This is a genomic window from Ruegeria pomeroyi DSS-3, assembly GCF_000011965.2.
In the GTDB taxonomy this organism is placed as follows: Bacteria; Pseudomonadota; Alphaproteobacteria; order Rhodobacterales; family Rhodobacteraceae; genus Ruegeria_B; species Ruegeria_B pomeroyi.
The window spans coordinates 1,044,908-1,061,688 of sequence record NC_003911.12 but is presented as its reverse complement, the minus strand read 5'-3'; the positions used below and the strand labels follow the sequence as shown (position 1 = coordinate 1,061,688).

At 64.0% G+C, this 16,781-nt stretch carries 20 protein-coding genes; 4 read left to right on the top strand and 16 right to left on the bottom strand.

The window, feature by feature from the left end; translation table 11 throughout:
- The first annotated feature begins 2 nt into the window (after positions 1 to 2).
- The 3 genes from accB to aat are packed head-to-tail and all read left to right on the top strand — an operon-like array spanning position 3 to position 2,541.
- Complete coding sequence (accB, locus tag SPO_RS05090) at positions 3 to 497, top strand: acetyl-CoA carboxylase biotin carboxyl carrier protein (protein WP_011046759.1); 495 nt, start codon at positions 3 to 5, stop codon at positions 495 to 497.
- 10 nt (positions 498 to 507) lie between these two features.
- A complete protein-coding gene (gene accC / locus SPO_RS05085) occupies positions 508 to 1,857 on the top strand; it encodes an acetyl-CoA carboxylase biotin carboxylase subunit (RefSeq protein WP_011046758.1) in 1,350 nt (449 codons plus the stop codon).
- Positions 1,858 to 1,908: 51 nt separating this feature from the next.
- Complete coding sequence (gene aat, locus SPO_RS05080) at positions 1,909 to 2,541, top strand: leucyl/phenylalanyl-tRNA--protein transferase (RefSeq protein ID WP_011046757.1); 633 nt, start codon at positions 1,909 to 1,911, stop codon at positions 2,539 to 2,541.
- Here aat and SPO_RS05075 read toward each other — a convergent pair.
- The 6 genes from SPO_RS05075 to SPO_RS05050 all read right to left on the bottom strand — a co-directional run bounded on the left by SPO_RS05075 (position 2,505) and on the right by SPO_RS05050 (position 6,366).
- The gene (locus tag SPO_RS05075) at positions 2,505 to 2,855 is read right to left on the bottom strand and encodes a DUF2155 domain-containing protein (protein WP_230981800.1); all 351 of its coding nucleotides are present in this window, start codon (positions 2,853 to 2,855) and stop codon (positions 2,505 to 2,507) included. The genes aat and SPO_RS05075 overlap by 37 nt on opposite strands.
- 5 nt (positions 2,856 to 2,860) lie before the next feature.
- A complete protein-coding gene (gene mlaD / locus SPO_RS05070) occupies positions 2,861 to 3,316 on the bottom strand; it encodes an outer membrane lipid asymmetry maintenance protein MlaD (protein WP_011046755.1) in 456 nt (151 codons plus the stop codon).
- 10 nt (positions 3,317 to 3,326) lie between these two features.
- The gene (locus SPO_RS05065; protein ID WP_011046754.1) at positions 3,327 to 3,710 is read right to left on the bottom strand and encodes an NADH:ubiquinone oxidoreductase subunit NDUFA12; all 384 of its coding nucleotides are present in this window, start codon (positions 3,708 to 3,710) and stop codon (positions 3,327 to 3,329) included.
- A gap of 91 nt (positions 3,711 to 3,801) precedes the next feature.
- Positions 3,802 to 4,164: a RidA family protein gene (locus SPO_RS05060; RefSeq protein ID WP_044029043.1), complete on the bottom strand. Its 363-nt coding sequence runs from the start codon at positions 4,162 to 4,164 to the stop codon at positions 3,802 to 3,804.
- Positions 4,165 to 4,328: 164 nt separating this feature from the next.
- A complete protein-coding gene (clpX, locus tag SPO_RS05055) occupies positions 4,329 to 5,597 on the bottom strand; it encodes an ATP-dependent Clp protease ATP-binding subunit ClpX (RefSeq protein WP_030003187.1) in 1,269 nt (422 codons plus the stop codon).
- 139 nt (positions 5,598 to 5,736) lie between these two features.
- Positions 5,737 to 6,366, bottom strand: coding sequence for an ATP-dependent Clp protease proteolytic subunit (locus tag SPO_RS05050; protein WP_011046751.1), 630 nt, complete (start codon positions 6,364 to 6,366; stop codon positions 5,737 to 5,739).
- A gap of 244 nt (positions 6,367 to 6,610) precedes the next feature.
- Here SPO_RS05050 and SPO_RS05045 point away from each other — a divergent pair, with 244 nt between their 5' ends.
- The gene (locus tag SPO_RS05045) at positions 6,611 to 7,615 is read left to right on the top strand and encodes a GlxA family transcriptional regulator (protein ID WP_011046750.1); all 1,005 of its coding nucleotides are present in this window, start codon (positions 6,611 to 6,613) and stop codon (positions 7,613 to 7,615) included.
- 24 nt (positions 7,616 to 7,639) lie between these two features.
- Here SPO_RS05045 and SPO_RS05040 read toward each other — a convergent pair whose 3' ends face one another.
- The 10 genes from SPO_RS05040 to SPO_RS04995 form a co-directional block, all read right to left on the bottom strand.
- Positions 7,640 to 8,902, bottom strand: a complete 1,263-nt coding sequence (locus SPO_RS05040; RefSeq protein WP_011046749.1) for an NAD(P)/FAD-dependent oxidoreductase — start codon at positions 8,900 to 8,902, stop codon at positions 7,640 to 7,642.
- Between the two features lie 38 nt (positions 8,903 to 8,940).
- Complete coding sequence (locus SPO_RS05035; RefSeq protein ID WP_011046748.1) at positions 8,941 to 9,651, bottom strand: c-type cytochrome; 711 nt, start codon at positions 9,649 to 9,651, stop codon at positions 8,941 to 8,943.
- 3 nt (positions 9,652 to 9,654) lie between these two features.
- Positions 9,655 to 10,698, bottom strand: coding sequence for a c-type cytochrome (locus SPO_RS05030; RefSeq protein ID WP_011046747.1), 1,044 nt, complete (start codon positions 10,696 to 10,698; stop codon positions 9,655 to 9,657).
- On the bottom strand, positions 10,682 to 11,965 hold the full coding sequence (soxC, locus tag SPO_RS05025) for a sulfite dehydrogenase (protein WP_011046746.1): 1,284 nt from the start codon (positions 11,963 to 11,965) through the stop codon (positions 10,682 to 10,684). Before soxC ends, SPO_RS05030 begins: the two co-directional genes overlap by 17 nt.
- A 78-nt stretch (positions 11,966 to 12,043) precedes the next feature.
- A complete protein-coding gene (gene soxB, locus SPO_RS05020; RefSeq protein WP_011046745.1) occupies positions 12,044 to 13,747 on the bottom strand; it encodes a thiosulfohydrolase SoxB in 1,704 nt (567 codons plus the stop codon).
- Between the two features lie 101 nt (positions 13,748 to 13,848).
- Positions 13,849 to 14,700 (bottom strand): sulfur oxidation c-type cytochrome SoxA, encoded by an 852-nt coding sequence (gene soxA / locus SPO_RS05015; protein ID WP_011046744.1) that lies wholly within the window; start codon positions 14,698 to 14,700, stop codon positions 13,849 to 13,851.
- Positions 14,701 to 14,777: 77 nt separating this feature from the next.
- On the bottom strand, positions 14,778 to 15,107 hold the full coding sequence (gene soxZ, locus SPO_RS05010; RefSeq protein WP_011046743.1) for a thiosulfate oxidation carrier complex protein SoxZ: 330 nt from the start codon (positions 15,105 to 15,107) through the stop codon (positions 14,778 to 14,780).
- Between the two features lie 33 nt (positions 15,108 to 15,140).
- The gene (soxY, locus tag SPO_RS05005) at positions 15,141 to 15,557 is read right to left on the bottom strand and encodes a thiosulfate oxidation carrier protein SoxY (protein ID WP_011046742.1); all 417 of its coding nucleotides are present in this window, start codon (positions 15,555 to 15,557) and stop codon (positions 15,141 to 15,143) included.
- Positions 15,558 to 15,599: 42 nt separating this feature from the next.
- Positions 15,600 to 16,073, bottom strand: a complete 474-nt coding sequence (soxX, locus tag SPO_RS05000; protein WP_044027952.1) for a sulfur oxidation c-type cytochrome SoxX — start codon at positions 16,071 to 16,073, stop codon at positions 15,600 to 15,602.
- Between the two features lie 130 nt (positions 16,074 to 16,203).
- On the bottom strand, positions 16,204 to 16,779 hold the full coding sequence (locus SPO_RS04995; protein WP_011046740.1) for a thioredoxin family protein: 576 nt from the start codon (positions 16,777 to 16,779) through the stop codon (positions 16,204 to 16,206).
- Positions 16,780 to 16,781: the final 2 nt, after the last annotated feature.

Below are 16,781 nucleotides of genomic sequence, written 5' to 3'. Positions count from 1 at the left end.
TCATGACAGACAGCAGACACGAAGCGGATGTGGCATTCATCAAGGCGCTGGCCGAATTGCTGCGGGAAAACGATCTGACCGAAGTGCAGGTCAAGCGTGAATATGGCGAGGAAGACAGCCTGAACGTGCGCGTCAGCCGCGTGTCGCCCGTTGCCGCCGCACCGGTACAGGTTGCCGTGCCCGCCGCGCCCGTGGCCGCCGCACCGGTCGCGCCCGCAGCGCCCACCGCCGCACCGGCCAGCGCCGAGGACCCCGCCGCCCATCCGGGCGCCGTCCCCTCGCCCATGGTTGGCACCGTCTATCTGCAGCCCGAACCGGGCGCGCCCTCTTTCGTCAGCGTCGGCGCCAGCGTTGCCGAGGGCGACACGCTGCTGATCGTCGAGGCGATGAAGACCATGAACCACATCCACGCACCGCGCGCGGGCACCGTCAAACGCATCCTGGTGGGAGACGGCGACGCCGTGGAATTCGGCACCCCGCTGGTCATCATCGAATAAGGGCGCAATCATGTTCGACAAGATCCTGATTGCGAACCGAGGCGAGATCGCCCTGCGTGTGATCCGCGCCGCGCGCGAGATGGGGATCGCCACGGTTGCCGTGCACTCCACCGCCGACAGCGACGCGATGCATGTGCGCATGGCAGACGAATCGGTCTGTATCGGCCCCCCGCCCGGCAACCAGAGCTATCTTTCGGTGCCCGCCATAATCTCGGCCTGCGAGATCACCGGTGCTCAGGCGATCCATCCCGGCTATGGCTTTCTGTCCGAAAACGCCGGTTTCGTGCAGATAGTCGAAGACCACGGCATCACCTTCATCGGCCCTTCGGCCGAGCATATCCGCATCATGGGCGACAAGATCACCGCCAAGGACACCGCCAAGGAACTGGGTATCCCCGTGGTCCCCGGCTCGGATGGTGGTGTGGCAGATGTGGCCGAGGCGCGCCGGGTCGGCGAGCACATCGGCTATCCGGTGATCATCAAGGCCACCGCCGGTGGTGGCGGTCGCGGCATGAAGGTCGCCCGCAATGCCAAGGAGATGGAGCACGCCTTTTCCACCGCGCGCTCCGAGGCCAAGGCCGCCTTTGGCAATGACGAGGTCTATATCGAGAAATACCTGACCACGCCGCGCCATATCGAGATCCAGGTGTTTGGCGACGGCAAGGGCAACGCGGTGCATCTGGGCGAACGTGACTGCTCGCTGCAACGCCGTCACCAGAAAGTGTTCGAAGAGGCCCCCGGCCCCTGCATCACCCCCGAGGAACGCGCGCGGATCGGCAAGATCTGTGCCGATGCGGTGGCCCGGATCAACTATATCGGCGCCGGTACCGTGGAATTCCTCTACGAGAATGGTGAGTTCTACTTCATCGAGATGAACACCCGCCTGCAGGTGGAGCATCCGGTGACCGAGGGCATCTTTGGCGTCGATCTGGTGCGCGAGCAGATCCGGGTTGCCGCTGGCCTGCCGATGTCCTTTACCCAGGACGATCTGCAGATCAACGGCCACGCGATCGAGGTGCGGATCAACGCCGAGAAACTGCCGAATTTCTCGCCCTGCCCCGGCAAGATCACCGCCTATCACGCGCCCGGCGGTCTGGGTGTGCGGATGGATTCTGCGCTTTATACCGGCTATTCGATCCCGCCCTATTACGACAGCCTGATCGCCAAGTTGATCGTGCAGGGCCGCGACCGCCCCGAGGCGCTGGCGCGTCTGCAACGGGCGCTGAGCGAGCTGATCGTGGACGGCATCGACACCACGGTGCCGCTGTTTCACGCGCTGCTGCAAGAGCCTGACGTCCAGAGCGGTACCTATAACATCCACTGGCTGGAGCGCTGGCTTGCGGAGAATCTGGCCGACTGACCATGTGGGCCGGGTCCCTGATCCGGCCCCTCTCCGCGCGGCGAGCACGATATGAGCCTGCCGCCCGAAATCCTGCTGCATGGCTATTCCATCGGCATCTTTCCGATGGCCGAACATCGCAACGACCCGGACGTGTTCTGGGTCGATCCGATCCGGCGCGGCGTCTTTCCCCTGAACGGGTTTCACCTGTCACGCAGCCTGGCCCGGCGCATGCGGCGGGGCGGCTACCAGGTCAGCATCGACCGTGATTTCGCAGGCGTTCTGGATGGTTGCGCCGACCGGGCCGAGACCTGGATCAACCCCGAGATCCGCGCCAGCTATCTGGCGCTGCACCACCTGGGCCATGCCCATTCGCTGGAAGTCTGGCAGGCCGGGCAGCTGATCGGCGGCGTCTATGGCGTGGTGCTGGGCGCGGCCTTTTTTGGGGAAAGCATGTTCTCGCGCCGCACCGATGCGTCAAAGATCGCGCTGGCGCATCTGGTCGACCGGCTGCGCCAGACCGGGTTCGCCCTGTTTGACACCCAGTTCCTGACTGCGCATCTGGCCTCGCTGGGCGCGGTGGAAATCCCCCGCGCCGAATACCGGCGCCAGCTGGAGCGCGCGCTGAACGGGGCGGCGGATTTCGCGGCCGTGATCGAGCAGAGCCCTCAGGGCGTCATACAGCGGATCACCCAGACGTCATAGCGCGAATGGTCAAGCGCGCTCAGCGCCGGGGACGAGGCGATCATCCACCCGTCAAAGATCGCCTGGCGCTGGCCGCGTTCCCAGATGGTGAGATAGGCAAAGGCGTCGCCGGTGGGGTTCTCGACCGGATAGCGGCAATCGCCCAGCGCCACATCCAGCCCGTAAATCTCGGCCGTGCCGCCGGTTGCGACCCTGAAATCCTCGGTCTGGCCGCTGACCTTGTCGAGCCCGCGCAACATCGCCCCGGTGCCCGAGGTCACCGCATCCCCCGCCACAAGCGGCGCTGGCAACAGCGCCAGCAGGACCGCCACCAGACGGATCACTCGCCGCTCCCGTCGCCTGCCACGAACTTGACCAGCAGCGAGATCAGGCTGACCGCGCCCTGGGTGTCGTCGATCACGTCGCCCGGTTCGAAGTAGAAGGCCGAACCGCCCGGCATGATTTCAAGGAAATTGCCGCCCAGCAGCCCCTCGGACGAGATCACCGCCGCGCTGTCGTCGGGAATCTGGATCCCCTCGCTGACGGTGAACCGGGTGTCGGCGCGATAGCTTTCGGGGTTCAGATCGACCCCGGTGACGGTGCCGATCTTGACCCCGGCCAACCGCACATCGGTGCCCACCGTCACCCCTTCGAGCGAGCGGAACGAGGCCGCCAGCTCATAGCCGCCGGTGCCGCGCGACAGGCCGGTGGCCTGGCTGGCATAGATGCCAAAGGTCAGCGCCGCGGCCAGAACCGCCCCGCCGACCAGAACTTCTGTCATGTTGTGGCTGGACATATCCGCCTCTTTATTCCGGGCTCCAGGCCTCGTAATCGCGCCGTTCGACCGGCTTGGTCCGGCGCAACGATCCCGCCGGGACATAGGCCAGAGGCGTACCGGTCAGGTTTTCCTGATGCGGTTTTTCCCAGGCCTTGTGGGGCAACGGCCGCTCGCTCGGCGGTTCGTCCCAGGTCCGGTGCAGCCAGCCATGCCATTCCGGATCAATCCGGCTGGCCTCGGCCTCGCCGTTGAAGATGACCCAGCGCTGGCTGTCATCACCATTGCGGTAAAAGATGTTGCCCTGCGCGTCCTCGCCCACCCTTGTCCCCTTGCGGGCGGTATAGATCCGGGTGTTCAGCGTGGCACCGTTCCACCAGGTCACGGCGCGCAGCAGGGTGTTCAGGATTCCCATAGGGTACCTCCGAAAATGACTTACCAGCAGATATGACCGATGCGCGCGCCAAGGTCCAGAGGCCAGCCCCCGTGACAGGCGCGCGCAGCTCTCATTGTGGCAACAAGGCCGTGACTTCGATCTCGATCCGGTACTTGGGGTCGATGAGGCCGCATTCGATCATGGTCGCCGCCGGCGGATTGGCGCCAAAGGTCTCGGCCAGGATCGGCCAGCAGGGTTCGAACTCGGCCGCGTCCGGCAGATAATAGGTCACCCGCACCACATCGGCGAATCCAGCACCGGCCTCTTTCAGAGCCGCGCCGATGACCTCCAGGGCCGAACGGCACTGCGCCACCACATCCTCGCCCTGCCCCACGGTTCCGGCCACATGGACAAAGCCACCCGCCACCACCGCTCGGCAATAGCCGATCTTGGCCTCAAACGGGCCACCCGATGAAATCCGCCTTATGCGCATCTTGCCTGCTCCTTCCCGATTGCCATGCCTGCACATGGCCTTTTCACTTTGCTCAAAATACTCCGGGGGCGTCACCGCAAGTGACGGGGGCAGCGCCCCTTCTCCCCTCTCAACGGAAAACGGCGCGGAAATTCCGCGCCGTCCTATCCTCACGCGTCCGGGCCTCAGCCCGCGCTGGCCGACCCCTTTTCGGCATCGGCATAGATCAGCAGCGGCTGCGCGTCCGAGGTCACCGCCTCTTCGTTCACCACCACCTTGGTCACGTTATCCATGCTGGGCAGGTCGAACATGGTATCCAGCAGGATATCCTCCATGATCGAGCGCAGGCCGCGCGCGCCGGTCTTCCGTTCGATGGCCCGCTTGGCAATCGCCTTCAGCGCGTCATCGGTAAAGTCCAGCTCGGTATCTTCCAGTTCGAACAGGCGCTGATACTGTTTGACTAGCGCGTTCTTGGGTTTGGTCAGGATGGTGACCAGCGCATCCTCGTCCAGATCCTCCAGCGTCGCCAGAACCGGCAGACGGCCGACAAATTCCGGGATCAGGCCGAATTTCAGCAGGTCCTCGGGCTCCAGTTCGGTAAAGAGCTCGCCCACACCGCGCTCGTCGCTGGCGCGCACATCGGCGCCAAAACCCATCGCGCTGCCCTTGCCGCGCTGCGCGATGATCTTGTCGAGCCCCGCAAAGGCGCCGCCGCATATAAACAGGATATTGGTGGTATCCACCTGCAGGAATTCCTGCTGGGGATGCTTGCGCCCGCCCTGCGGCGGCACGCTGGCCACGGTGCCTTCCATCAGCTTCAAGAGCGCCTGCTGCACCCCCTCGCCCGACACGTCGCGGGTGATCGAGGGGTTTTCCGACTTGCGGGTGATCTTGTCGACCTCGTCGATATAGACGATGCCGCGCTGGGCGCGTTCGACATTGTATTCGCTGGCCTGCAACAGCTTGAGGATGATGTTCTCCACATCCTCGCCCACGTAACCGGCCTCGGTCAGGGTGGTCGCGTCGGCCATGGTAAAGGGCACGTCCAGGATCCGCGCCAGCGTCTGCGCCAACAGCGTCTTGCCGCAGCCGGTCGGGCCGATCAGCAGGATGTTCGACTTGGCCAGTTCGATATCGCTGCCAGCCTTCTGGGCGTGGTTCAGACGCTTGTAATGGTTGTGTACGGCGACCGAGAGCACCCGCTTGGCGGTGGACTGGCCGATCACATAGTCATCCAGCACATCGCAGATATCGCGCGGCGTGGGCACCCCGTCCGAGGATTTCAGGCTGCTGCTTTTGGTCTCTTCGCGGATGATGTCCATGCACAGCTCGACGCATTCGTCGCAGATGAACACCGTTGGACCGGCAATCAGTTTGCGCACCTCATGCTGGCTCTTGCCGCAGAAGCTGCAGTAAAGCGTGTTCTTGCTGTCACCGCCTGAATTCGTCGCCATGGTCACCCTTTCCGGCCTTCGTCCCGGCGCCCCGCTCTGCGCAGGCGGGCCGCCGTCTGTTCGTAAAGCTTAGGCCAGCATACCGGCCGCTACAATGTCAAACTTCCCGACCTGCGGTCATGCCCGCTGGCCGGATCGCTCACTCTGCGTCGTCGCCCTTGCTGCGGCTTTCGACGATCTCGTCGATATGGCCCCATTCCTTGGCCTCTTCCGGCGACATGAAATTGTCGCGGTCCAGCGCCTTTTCAACGGCTTTCTTGGTCTGGCCGGTGTGCTTGACATAGATGTCATAGAGCCGGTCCTTGAGCTTCTGGGTCTCGGCGGCATGGATCATGATGTCGCTGGCCTGGCCCTGATACCCGCCCGAGGGCTGGTGCACCATGATGCGGCTGTTGGGCAGCGAGAAACGCATGCCCTTTTCGCCGCCCGCCAGCAGGACCGAGCCCATCGAGGCCGCCTGGCCGATCACCAGGGTCGAGCATTTCGGCTTGATATACTGCATGGTGTCATAGATCGACAGGCCGCTGGTCACCACGCCTCCGGGGCTGTTGATGTAGATCGAGATTTCCTTGTTCGGATTCTCGGCTTCCAGATGCAGCAGCTGGGCCACGATCAGATGGCTCATCCCGTCATGGATCGGGCCGTTGATGAAGATGATCCGCTCCTTCAGCAGGCGCGAGAAGATGTCATAGGCGCGCTCGCCCCGGCTGGTCTGCTCGACCACCATGGGGACAAGGGTGTTCATATAGGTATCGACGGGATCGAACATCTGGGACCTGCCTGCTCATTAGCGTTGGTTCGGGACATTACCCGAGGAGGGTTACACGAGTCTTAGTGTCGCCTTGGAGGGGCTGCAAGGGCCGGAGGCGATTTCGTTTGCCGCAGACCGGCAGGGCAGGCTGACGCAAACAAGGCACGAACCGCCGCATCTTGACCTTGCCTCTGGCGCACAGCACGGTAGGGGCGTGTAACCCGGCGGAGCCGATGCCGGTTCCCGCCCCTGCCCGAGCGTCATGACCCAGACCCCCTTTGTTTCCAAAGCCGCCTCTGCCTCGGTTTCGCTGCACTATGACGGGCCGCCGCAGGATTTCCGCTTTCTGCTGCTGCCCAAGGCAACGATGCTGGCGGTGGCCGCCGCGATCGAGCCGCTGCGCATCGCCAACCAGCTGACCAAGACACAGCTGTACACCTGGCATACGATGACCGAGAACGGCGCGCCGGTGACCTGTTCCAACGGGCTGCGCATCACCCCCGATCAGGCGCTGGCGCCCTTGCCGCCCGAGGCGATGGGTTTTGTCTGCGCCGGGGTCGAGCCGGAAAAGAGCTATTCGCCCGCCGTGCTGGCCTGGCTGCGGCGGGAATACCGCCACGGCAGCGCCCTTGGCGGTATCTGTACCGGCGCCTTTGCCCTGGCCCGGGCGGGGCTGCTGGAGGAACGTCGTTTCACCCTGCATTGGGAGAACCAGCCCGGCTTTGCCGAGGCCTTTCCGAACCTGACCCCAACCCCGAACATCTACGAGCTGGACGGGCGGATCACCACCTGTGGCGGCGGCAATACCGCCATCGACATGATGCTGGCGCTGATTGAAAAGCAGCACGGGCCCAAACTGGCCATCGTGGTGGCCGACATGTGCATCCACATGCGCTCGGGGCGGCAATCGCCGCAGCGCTCGGCCCGGTCGGTGGCGATCGGCAGCCGCAATCCCGCGCTGATCAAGGCGATCGAGTTGATGGAGGCGGAACTTGAGGAGCCGCTGACCAATGACGACCTGTGCGACCGGCTGGGCATCTCGCGCCGTCAGCTGGAGCGGTTGTTCAAACGCTATCTGGATCAGGGGCCGATGGCGTTCTACCTCAACCTGCGGATCGAACGCGCGTTCATCTTTCTCAACGAGACCAACATGACCGTGGCCGAGATCGCTGCCGCCACCGGTTTTGCCAATACCAGCCACCTGTCGCGGCAGTTCCGCGCCCGTTACGGCGCCTCGCCCCATTCCTTCCGCAAGGCGTGGTCCTGAGCGGACCACGCCCCACGCGGCCGTTTAGCCGAACATGTCCGAGGTGATGCCGGCATACCAGCCGATGCTCTCCTCATAGGTGGCCTGACGCAGCTCGGCGCTTTCGCCAGTGGCGCTGATGAAGCCGTCGACCTTGGCGATCTTCTCGTCCGTCGCCTCGTAGGTGGCGCCGACCTTGACCCCGTCATCGGTGCCGATCAGCGACCAGCAGGTGTTCGAGAACTTGGCCGGGAACATCTTGGTCCCGGTCAGCGCCGCGCGCACCGCCATCGCCGCGACCTTGGCCTGGCTGTTGGCCGAAAAGCCCGATTTCGGCATGTCGCCCTGATTGGTGGCGTCGCCCAGCACGTGGATGTTCTCGTCCATCCGGCTTTGCATCGTATGGCCGATGACCGGCGCCCAGTTGCCCTCGTTGATGCCCGCGATCTCGCAGATGCGGCCCGCCTTCATCGCCGGGATGACGTTGCAGGCGTCGACCTTGGTCTCTTCGCCGTCGATGGTCACGGTCATCGCATCGGGATCTACCGAGACATTGGCGCCGCCGAAGTCCGGACCGATCCAGTCGACCATACCCGAATAATGCGTGTTCCAGCCCTCCTGGAACAGCGCCATCTTCGAGAATTTCGGCTTGGGGTCGGCCACGATGATCTTCGCAGTCGGATTGCGCTGTTTCAGCACATGCGCCACCATCGAAACCCGCTCGTAGGGTCCGGGCGGGCAGCGATAGGGGTTGGGCGGCGCCACCATCGCGAAGGTGCCGCCTTCGGGCATCGCCTCGATCTGCGCCTTGAGCAGTTCCGACTGCGATCCGGCCTTGTAGGCATGGGGCATCTTGTTCTGGGCGCTGAGGTCCCAACCCTCGACCGCGCCATCGACAAAGTCGATACCGGGGCTCAGGATCAGGCGGTCATAGGGCAGCACGCCGCCCCCTGCCAGGCTGACGGTGCGGGCGTCGCGGTCGATGCCCACGGCCCAGTCATGCACCACGTTGATGCCGTATTCGCTGGCCAGCTTGCCATAGGAATGGGCAATGCTCGACAGCTCGCGAAAACCGCCGATATAGAGGTTCGAGAAGAAGCACGTGTAATAGCTGCGGGTGGGTTCGACCAGGGTCACGTCGATGGCCCCGTCAGCCCCCTTGGCGATATAGCGCGCCGCGGTGGCGCCGCCGGCACCGCCGCCCACGACCACGACACGGGGCTTGCCCGCGCCCAGCACCATCGGCGCCTGAAGCGTCGCCGCCGCGGCGACGCCGGTGCCCAGGAATGTACGTCTGTTCAATGTCATCGGGTTTCCTCCTCCAAGAAACAAATGAGCGCCGGAGGTTACTCCAGCGCTTCGAAATAGGCCGCCAGGGCCGCGATCTCCTCGTCCGACAGCCGCCCGGCCATCATCTGCATCACCGGGTGTGGCCTGATCTTCAGTTTGTAGGCATGCATGGCAAGGACGAAATCCTCGGCCAGCCAGCCGGTGATCACCGGAATGCCGTCATACTCGCCATCGACCTGATGGCAGGTGGTGCATTCGGTGGACAGGTATTCACCATATTCGGGATCGCCCACCATGGCCAGCACTTCGGGTGCCAGTTCCACATCCTGTTTCAGAGCAGTGGGCGCCGCCTCGGGGATGTTCTGGGGACTGGCCGAGAACCGGCGCAGATAGGCCAGGATGTCGCCGCGGTCCTGCGGATCAGGCAGGCCCGCGAAGTCCATGTTGGTGCCCGAGACCAGGGTCTTGGGATTGGTCAGATAGGCATCGAGATGTTCGAGATCCCAGACCATCCCGTCGCGCCGGGCGCGCAGGATGCCCGGGGAATAGTCGAAATCCTCGAACTGGGCGACCTTGCGATCGAAGATGCCGTTCAGATGCGGCCCGGTGCCGTGCTCGGCCCCCTCGCCCACCTGGTGACAGCTGGCACAGACCTGAAACAGCTCCTCCCCGCGCGCGGCATCGCCGATGTCACGCGCGGTCTCGTCGGCCCGGGCCACCCCCGTCAGGGCGGCCCCGGCCAGTATCGCTCCTCCCAGCCAGCGCATCGCCTACTCGAAACTCTTCAGGTATGCGATGACGGCGGCGATATCCTCGTCCTTCTTCAGCCCGGCAAAGGACATCTTGGTGCCCTTCATGTAAGCCTTGGGCTTGGCGAGGAAGGCGGCGAGTTCGGCCTCGGTCCAGACCAGCCCGCCTTCACCGGCAGCCTGCATCGGCTTGGAGTACTTGAACCCGTCGACCGCACCGGCTGCGTGGCCCACGATCCCGTTCAGCGTGGGGCCGGTCTTGTTCTTGGCGCCCTCGCCGACCTGGTGGCAGGCCTTGCATTTCTTAAAGGTCTTCTCCCCCTCGGCCACCAGTGCCGGGTCAAGCGCAGCCTCTGCCACCGGCGCGGGTTCGGCCGCCGCTTCGGTCACGGGGGCCTCCTCGGCCTCTGCCGAGGCCTCCTCGGCGCCACCGGCATCCGGCGTCACGTCCAGCACCCGGGCACGCATGGTGATCTCGACCGTGTCCTTGCAGTTTTCCATGCAGGGCTCGGCCGTCCAGAAATGCGCCTCGGCGGTTTCGCGGTCATCTATGATGAATCCCTCCGCGTTGGGCAGTTCGAACGCGGCCAGGTTCTCGTTGGAGAGCACGAAATCGTCATCCACCAGATCGTTGGAGTAGAGGATATAGGCCACGATGGCATAGACCTCGTCCGGGCTGAGCGACTGCGCGTTCCCGAAGGGCATCGAGCGGTTCACATAGTCCCATGCAGTGGACAGGTGCGGCCAGTAGGAGCCCACGGTCTTGAGCGGATCGTCGCGGTCGAGCGTGCCCATGCCCCCGGCCAGCTTGGGCCAGTTGTCGACACCCTCGGCAAAATCGCCGTGGCAGATGGCGCAATTGTCGGCAAACACCATCTCGCCATCCTCGACCGAGCCCGAACCTGCGGGCAAACCGGTGCCATCGGGGCTGACGTCGAGATCCCATGCGGCGATCTCTTCGGGCAGAGCCGGGCGGCCCAGGCCGAATTCACCCGCCCAGGCCGGCGCCGACAGCATCAGCGCGGCGAGCGATGCGGTAAGGGTCAGCTTAGGAAACTTCGACATTTTCGGCCACTCCGTTTGCCTTGACCCACCAGGTCTGGATCGCGTTGTTGTGATAGATCGAGTTGAGGCCCCGCACCTCGCGCAGCTGCGCCTTGGTGGGCTGCACATAGCCGCTGGAATCGCGGGCGCGGCTTTGCAGCAGCATCTCGGAGCCGTCCCAGTTGGTATCCAGATAGAACCGGGTCAGCGCCTTGTCCTGTCCCGGCGCCGCCAGGCGGGCGGGCTGCCAGCTTTTGCCGCCGTCGATCGAGACATCGACGCCGGTGATCGCGCCGCGGCCCGACCAGGCCAGACCGGTGATCACCAGCGGGCCGGCACCATGGGTGATCGGCGCCTGCGGGCTGGGCGAGGTGACGACCGATTTCGCGTCCATCACCCAGGTCCATTTGCGGCTGGTGCCATCCTCGAGCGTGTCGGTGTATTTCGAGGTTTCCTCGCGGCTTTCCACGGGGCCGTCCATCACCTCGATCCGGCGCAGCCACTTGACCCACATGTTGCCTTCCCAGCCGGGCACGACCAGGCGCACGGGATAGCCATGTTCCTTGCGCAGCGCCTCGCCATTGGCCTTGAACGCAACCAGAACGTCATCCAGCGCCTTTTCCATCGGGATCGAGCGCCCGTTCGACGACGCATCGGCGCCCTCGACATAGACCCATTTGTCCTTGAGATCGCCCGCCGCGCTCAAACCTGCCTCTTCCAGCAGGGTGCGCAGCGAGACGCCGGAATATTCCATGTTATGGATCATGCCATGGGTGAACTGGGCGCCGTTCAGCTGGGCACCAGCCCATTCCATGCCCGAGTTTGCCGCGCATTCGCAGAAATACACGTGGTTTTCGCGCGGGAAACGCTCCAGATCGGCATAGGAGAAGACCAGCGGCGTATCGACCAGCCCGTTGATCATCAGGCGATAGTCTTCCTTCTTCAGCGCGATGGCGCCCGAATGGTGCCGTTCGAAGGCACAGCCCTGCGGGGTGATCGTGCCATCGAGCGCATGGATCGGGGTAAAGTTGATCGAGCTGATCGTGTCGGCGGTCAGCCATTCCACGTTGCGGCGGATCACGTCGCCCTCGTATTCGATGGGCAGGCCATAGGGGGTCGCGTCCACACCGTCACCGGTGGCGCGCGCCCAGTCCTGAACCTCGGTGATCAGCGGATCGGGGCCTGCGGCCCGTGCCGCGCCCGCCGCCACGGCCCCCGCCCCGGCGGCCGCGACACTGGTCAGAAACCGGCGGCGCGACGGGCTGTGCTTGCCAGAGCTTTCACTCATACTGTTGCCTCCTTTGCATCACTGCATTCGCGTATGTGAATGCAATCGCTCAAAAAATTTTGGCCGGTTGTGAGCGCCTCAGGCGCCCACGACCTCGACCGATGTATTCGGGGTCACGTTGACGGTGCCCAGTTTGCGGATGTGGTTTTCGACCACATCCCAGATCTGCGGGCCTTCGGTGCCCTCGTTGACGCTGGCCCAGCCGGCGACGACGTAGTTCTTGGCGGGGTCGATCTGTTCCCCGGTCTTCAGCAGGGTCATGTCGCTGATGCGGCTGCCCTGAGGTTTGGTCACGTCGATGCGGTAGCCCAGCCCGCCGACACGCACCATGTCGCCGCCCTGCTGATAATAAGGGTCGGGGTTGAACAGGTTGTCGCCCACATCCTCGAGCACCACATGCAGGAACTCGCCGGTCATCTCGGTGCGATAGGCGGCACCATAGCTCATCGAGGTCACGTTCCAGATATCCTCGCGGGTGATCTCCTGCCCCGGCAGGATCGACGGCCCCCAGCGCACGCCGGGCGACATGGCGATATCGGCGTCGCGCTCGGAAATCAGAGCGTCGCAGATCAGGTCGTCCCAGGTGCCGTTGAAATTGCCACGACGATAGAGCAGCGCATCATCGGCGGTGCGCCCGATCACCTCGCGCAGCTGGTCGATATGCGGCTCGCGCTGCGCGTTGATCAGGGCGGTGACCTGCGGGTCGGGGGCGATCACGTCGGAAAAGATCGGGATCAGCTTGTGTTTCAAGCCCATCATCCGGCCATCGCGGATATCCAGGTCGACCCGGCTGACGAATTTGCCGTTCGAGCCGCTGGCGATCACATAGGTCTGCTCCACCAGCACCGGTTCGGGCAGCGCGTCATGGGTGTGGCCGCTGAGAATGACGTCGATGCCGGTGACCCGGCCCGCCATCTTCTTGTCCACGTCAAAGCCGTTATGGCTCAGCACCACGACGACCTCGGCTCCTTCGGCGCGGACCTCGTCGACCATGGCCTGCATGTTCTCTTCGCGGATGCCGAAGGAGAATTCGGGAAACATCCAGCCCGGGTTGGCGATCGGCATATAGGGAAAGGCCTGGCCGATGACCGCGACCTTGACGCCACCGCGTTCGAAGAACTTGTAGGGTTTGAACAGCTCTGCCGGCTCGTCCCATTCGGCGTCAAAGATGTTCTGGCCCAGCGAGGCAAAGGGCAGGCTTTCGACCAGTTCGGTGACCCGGTCGGTGCCCAGGGTGAATTCCCAGTGAAAGGTCATCGCATCGGGCTTCAGCGCGTTCATCACGTTGACCACATCCTGCCCCTCGGTGTGGTGGCAGGTATAGGAGCCGTGCCAGGTATCGCCGCCGTCCAGCAGCAGCGCGTCGGGCCGGTCGGCGCGGATGGCGTTCACCACGTTGGCGACCCGGTCCATGCCGCCCACCCGGCCATATGTCCGGGCCAGCGACGAGAAATCGTCATAGGTCAGCGCATAGGCCGAGGGGCTGCCATCCTCGATCCCGTAGAAGCGGCGGAAATCGGCGCCGGTGATATGGGGCATCTGCCCCTTGGCCGCGCCGATGCCCAGGTTCACCTCGGGCTCGCGGAAATAGATCGGCATCAATTGGGCGTGGATGTCGGTGATATGGATCAGGGTCAGGTTGCCGAACGTGTCGAATTCCAAGAGCTGGTCCTGGGTCAGCGCCTGCTGCGCGGCCAGCCGGGACCAATTGCCAAAGCCGGAGGCCCCCACCAGGGCCGATGCGGCCATGGAAACCTGAAGAAAATCGCGACGGGAGATCATGAGGCAGCCTTTTCCTGATCGTTTTTATCACAAATTCACAAAAGTGAATTTGTCTGGACAAAAAAGGCCCCGCACCGGTGATCCGGTGCGGGGCCCGGGTGTTAGTTGCGGACCGAGGGTCCTTCGACCGACAGGCCGTTGCCACGGCTGGCGACGTAAAGCTCCAGCGCCACGAATTCGGGGCTGCCGGGGTTGAACGTCTCGGCACGGGTGTCGCGCACGCAGCCCTTGAAGCGGGCATGGGACGTGTTCAGCTTGGCGTTCTTCAGACGATAGGTCGGAAACCCGTTGATATGCCCCTGGCTCAGGTGGTCGGCGCGGATCATGTTGCCATAATTGTCCTCATGGCAATTGGCGCAGCTCAGCTCCAGCTGACCGTAGCGGGTGTAATAGATTTCCTTGCCCATCTCCCAGGTTGCCTGGGCCGGGCCGTCGATCGCCACATTGACCGGCAGGCCGCGCGACTGCACCGAGATCAGCGCGGTCATCGACGCCATGTCGCCACCGTCATATTTCCACGCCTTGGCGCCCATGCGGTTTTCGCGGCAGTCGTTGACCTGCGCCTCAAGCGTGCGCACCTCGCCGGCGGCCTCGTTCCACTTGGGATAGACCGCCCGCACGCCCGCCATGCTGTCGGCGGCATCGCCATGACACGAGGCGCAGGATTTGCCCTCGGTTCCATCGGCGGTGTCCCACGCCTCTTGCGCCTGGTCCACAAAGACCATCGCCGGGTTGTCGAAGTCATCCATCTGCAGCGCCTGGGTCTCGTCCGAACGGAAACGCCAGCCCGAGTACAGCTCGGACAGCGCGCCATCCAGATGGGCGGGCGCTTCGGTTTGGGTGACCATGTTGATCTCGCCGTTGACGACCAGCTCATCGCTGTCCGGGCCGGCCACCGCCGCCAGAGGCGCGGCCAGCAACGCGGCAATCGCGGTCATTGCCCTGACTTTCATCCATATTCCTCCCTTGGGTGATTGGCCGCGCCCGGTTCGCGCACCGGGCAGCAGCATCTTTTGCCTAGGACCGCGGATCAGGCGATCGTGATCGACTTGTTGTCGTTGTAGACAGAGCCGTCATCGTCATACCAGGTGAACACGAACTCGCCCGCCTCGGGCACGGTCGCATCGAACTGGAAATAGGGGTTGGTGGAAATCGCCGGTTCCATGGTGATGTCGATCACCGACTGGCCGTTGAATTCACAGGTGAAGCGATTGATGATCGAACGCGGAATGACGTTGCCTTCCTTGTCCTTGCGCTGACCGCTTTCCATCGCGTGGCTGATGAGGGTCTTGATCGTGATCGCCTCGCCGGCGGCTACCGATTTCGGGACCTTCACGCGGGGTTTAACACCAGATGCCATGTGTCTTGTCTCCTGATTGTCGGACGCGCGGGCTTAGCCGCCGCACCCGCCGATGGTCACTTTTACGGTCGAGCTGGCCTTGACGAAGGAGCCGTCGGCCATCTTGGCGATGGCGACCACATCCTGGGTCCCGGCCAGGCGGATACGGGTCGAGGCCGCCTGTGCGGCCGCCAGCGGACCGAAGTTGAACTGCGCCACGCCCGGGGTCGGGTTGCCCATGGCCAGAACCATGATCGCCGCCGCGCCGGGGGCGCTGACTTCGATCGGCACGGTGTTGCCGTTCTCGGCAATCTCGGGCGCGGTCAGGGTCAGCCCGCCCTCGCCCATTTCGGCACCGCCGGTGAACTCGGCGATCCGGTCCTCGGCGGCGGCGTTCACGCGGAACGGCAGCACCGTCAGGGCCGCTGCGCCCAGGGCCAGGCCCAGGGTGTCACGACGTGAGAAATCCATCGTTGCTCTCCTTTGTTTGTCGCCACGCGGCTGCCGCATGGCTTACTCGTCCTTGAGGGTCGCGAGGAATGCGACCACATCTTCGATCTCTTGCGCCGACAACAGCGGCGTGAGCGCGCCCTTGGCCGCCTTGCCGGTATAGGCATCGCCCGGGCGGATATAGCCGTCGATCCGGTAGAAGGACGGCATCATCGACCCTTCGAACGTCAGCTTGGCATTGGCGACCAGCCCGCGCAGCTCGGCCTCGCTCCAGCGGCTGCCGGCCCCGTCGAGCGCCGGTCCGATCTCGCCCTGAAAGGGCACATCGGCGAGCGCGCCGACCTGGTGACAGGCGACACAGTTGCCGTGCTTCTTCGAGCCCACGACCATGGCACCGTTTGCCGCATCGCCGGGTGTTCCGGTCAGCGATGCCTCGACGGCGCCGTCGGCATAGACCACATCGCCCGGCGCGGTTTCACCCGCCCAGGCTGCGCCACTGATCAACGCGGCGGCCAGCGTCAGAATAGTTGTTTTCATGTGTCCTCCCATTGGCTCCCACGTGTCTGCGCACGTGGCGAAACTCGCTCGGTATACCGTAGGCCACGAACCGCCCCGGACGCAACATCAAATTCACAAATATGAATTGGAATTTTGTTGCGCCTGACACTCAGTCCGTAGATCCATTGCTGCGCTCTTGAATGCGCCGCGCGTGATAGCGCTGGAAATCCTCACCGTTATCAAGCGCATACCGCTTTTCGGCGACCCAGGTGAACATGTCCAGCGTGGTGCCCGCGCCAAAGGCGCCGGGCATCATCGCCACCGCCGCCTGCTGGGCCGACTGGTCCTCGGCCACCTCTTCGGGCAGGAACAGAATCGTCGGCGTGAACAGGATGCCCCATTTGCGGGCCATGTCCTTTTCCGACAGCGCCTCGCCATCGAAGTCGGTCACCTCGATATCGCCATGCAGGTTCAGCTGCACCACGAAATAGTTCTCTTCGATATAGCTGCTCACCTCGGGCCGGGGAAACACCTCCTTGTGCATCTTGGCGCAGTAGACGCAGCCGCGCTGTTCGAAGAACAGCACCAGGCGCTTGCCCTCGGCATTGGCCTCGTCCAGATCCTCGCGCAGGTCCTTGAACGTGTCACGCATCCAGGCGGTCTTGTGCAGCCCGTCATCGCCCAGTTCCGCCTGAGCGCCGCTTGTGAGGGCCAGCAGGCCCAGAATTGCCAGAAACCGTCTCATCT

What these genes read in the sequence shown, in the direction of transcription:
- accB (WP_011046759.1), top strand. Translation starts at nt 3, where the DNA reads ATGACAGACAGCAGACACGAAGCGGATGTGGCATTCATCAAGGCGCTG.
- accC (WP_011046758.1), top strand. Translation starts at nt 508, where the DNA reads ATGTTCGACAAGATCCTGATTGCGAACCGAGGCGAGATCGCCCTGCGT.
- aat (WP_011046757.1), top strand. Translation starts at nt 1,909, where the DNA reads ATGAGCCTGCCGCCCGAAATCCTGCTGCATGGCTATTCCATCGGCATC.
- mlaD (WP_011046755.1), bottom strand. Translation starts at nt 3,316, where the DNA reads ATGTCCAGCCACAACATGACAGAAGTTCTGGTCGGCGGGGCGGTTCTG.
- SPO_RS05065 (WP_011046754.1), bottom strand. Translation starts at nt 3,710, where the DNA reads ATGGGAATCCTGAACACCCTGCTGCGCGCCGTGACCTGGTGGAACGGT.
- SPO_RS05060 (WP_044029043.1), bottom strand. Translation starts at nt 4,164, where the DNA reads ATGCGCATAAGGCGGATTTCATCGGGTGGCCCGTTTGAGGCCAAGATC.
- clpX (WP_030003187.1), bottom strand. Translation starts at nt 5,597, where the DNA reads ATGGCGACGAATTCAGGCGGTGACAGCAAGAACACGCTTTACTGCAGC.
- SPO_RS05050 (WP_011046751.1), bottom strand. Translation starts at nt 6,366, where the DNA reads ATGTTCGATCCCGTCGATACCTATATGAACACCCTTGTCCCCATGGTG.
- SPO_RS05045 (WP_011046750.1), top strand. Translation starts at nt 6,611, where the DNA reads ATGACCCAGACCCCCTTTGTTTCCAAAGCCGCCTCTGCCTCGGTTTCG.
- SPO_RS05040 (WP_011046749.1), bottom strand. Translation starts at nt 8,902, where the DNA reads ATGACATTGAACAGACGTACATTCCTGGGCACCGGCGTCGCCGCGGCG.
- SPO_RS05035 (WP_011046748.1), bottom strand. Translation starts at nt 9,651, where the DNA reads ATGCGCTGGCTGGGAGGAGCGATACTGGCCGGGGCCGCCCTGACGGGG.
- SPO_RS05030 (WP_011046747.1), bottom strand. Translation starts at nt 10,698, where the DNA reads ATGTCGAAGTTTCCTAAGCTGACCCTTACCGCATCGCTCGCCGCGCTG.
- soxC (WP_011046746.1), bottom strand. Translation starts at nt 11,965, where the DNA reads ATGAGTGAAAGCTCTGGCAAGCACAGCCCGTCGCGCCGCCGGTTTCTG.
- soxB (WP_011046745.1), bottom strand. Translation starts at nt 13,747, where the DNA reads ATGATCTCCCGTCGCGATTTTCTTCAGGTTTCCATGGCCGCATCGGCC.
- soxA (WP_011046744.1), bottom strand. Translation starts at nt 14,700, where the DNA reads ATGAAAGTCAGGGCAATGACCGCGATTGCCGCGTTGCTGGCCGCGCCT.
- soxZ (WP_011046743.1), bottom strand. Translation starts at nt 15,107, where the DNA reads ATGGCATCTGGTGTTAAACCCCGCGTGAAGGTCCCGAAATCGGTAGCC.
- soxY (WP_011046742.1), bottom strand. Translation starts at nt 15,557, where the DNA reads ATGGATTTCTCACGTCGTGACACCCTGGGCCTGGCCCTGGGCGCAGCG.
- soxX (WP_044027952.1), bottom strand. Translation starts at nt 16,073, where the DNA reads ATGAAAACAACTATTCTGACGCTGGCCGCCGCGTTGATCAGTGGCGCA.
- SPO_RS04995 (WP_011046740.1), bottom strand. Translation starts at nt 16,779, where the DNA reads ATGAGACGGTTTCTGGCAATTCTGGGCCTGCTGGCCCTCACAAGCGGC.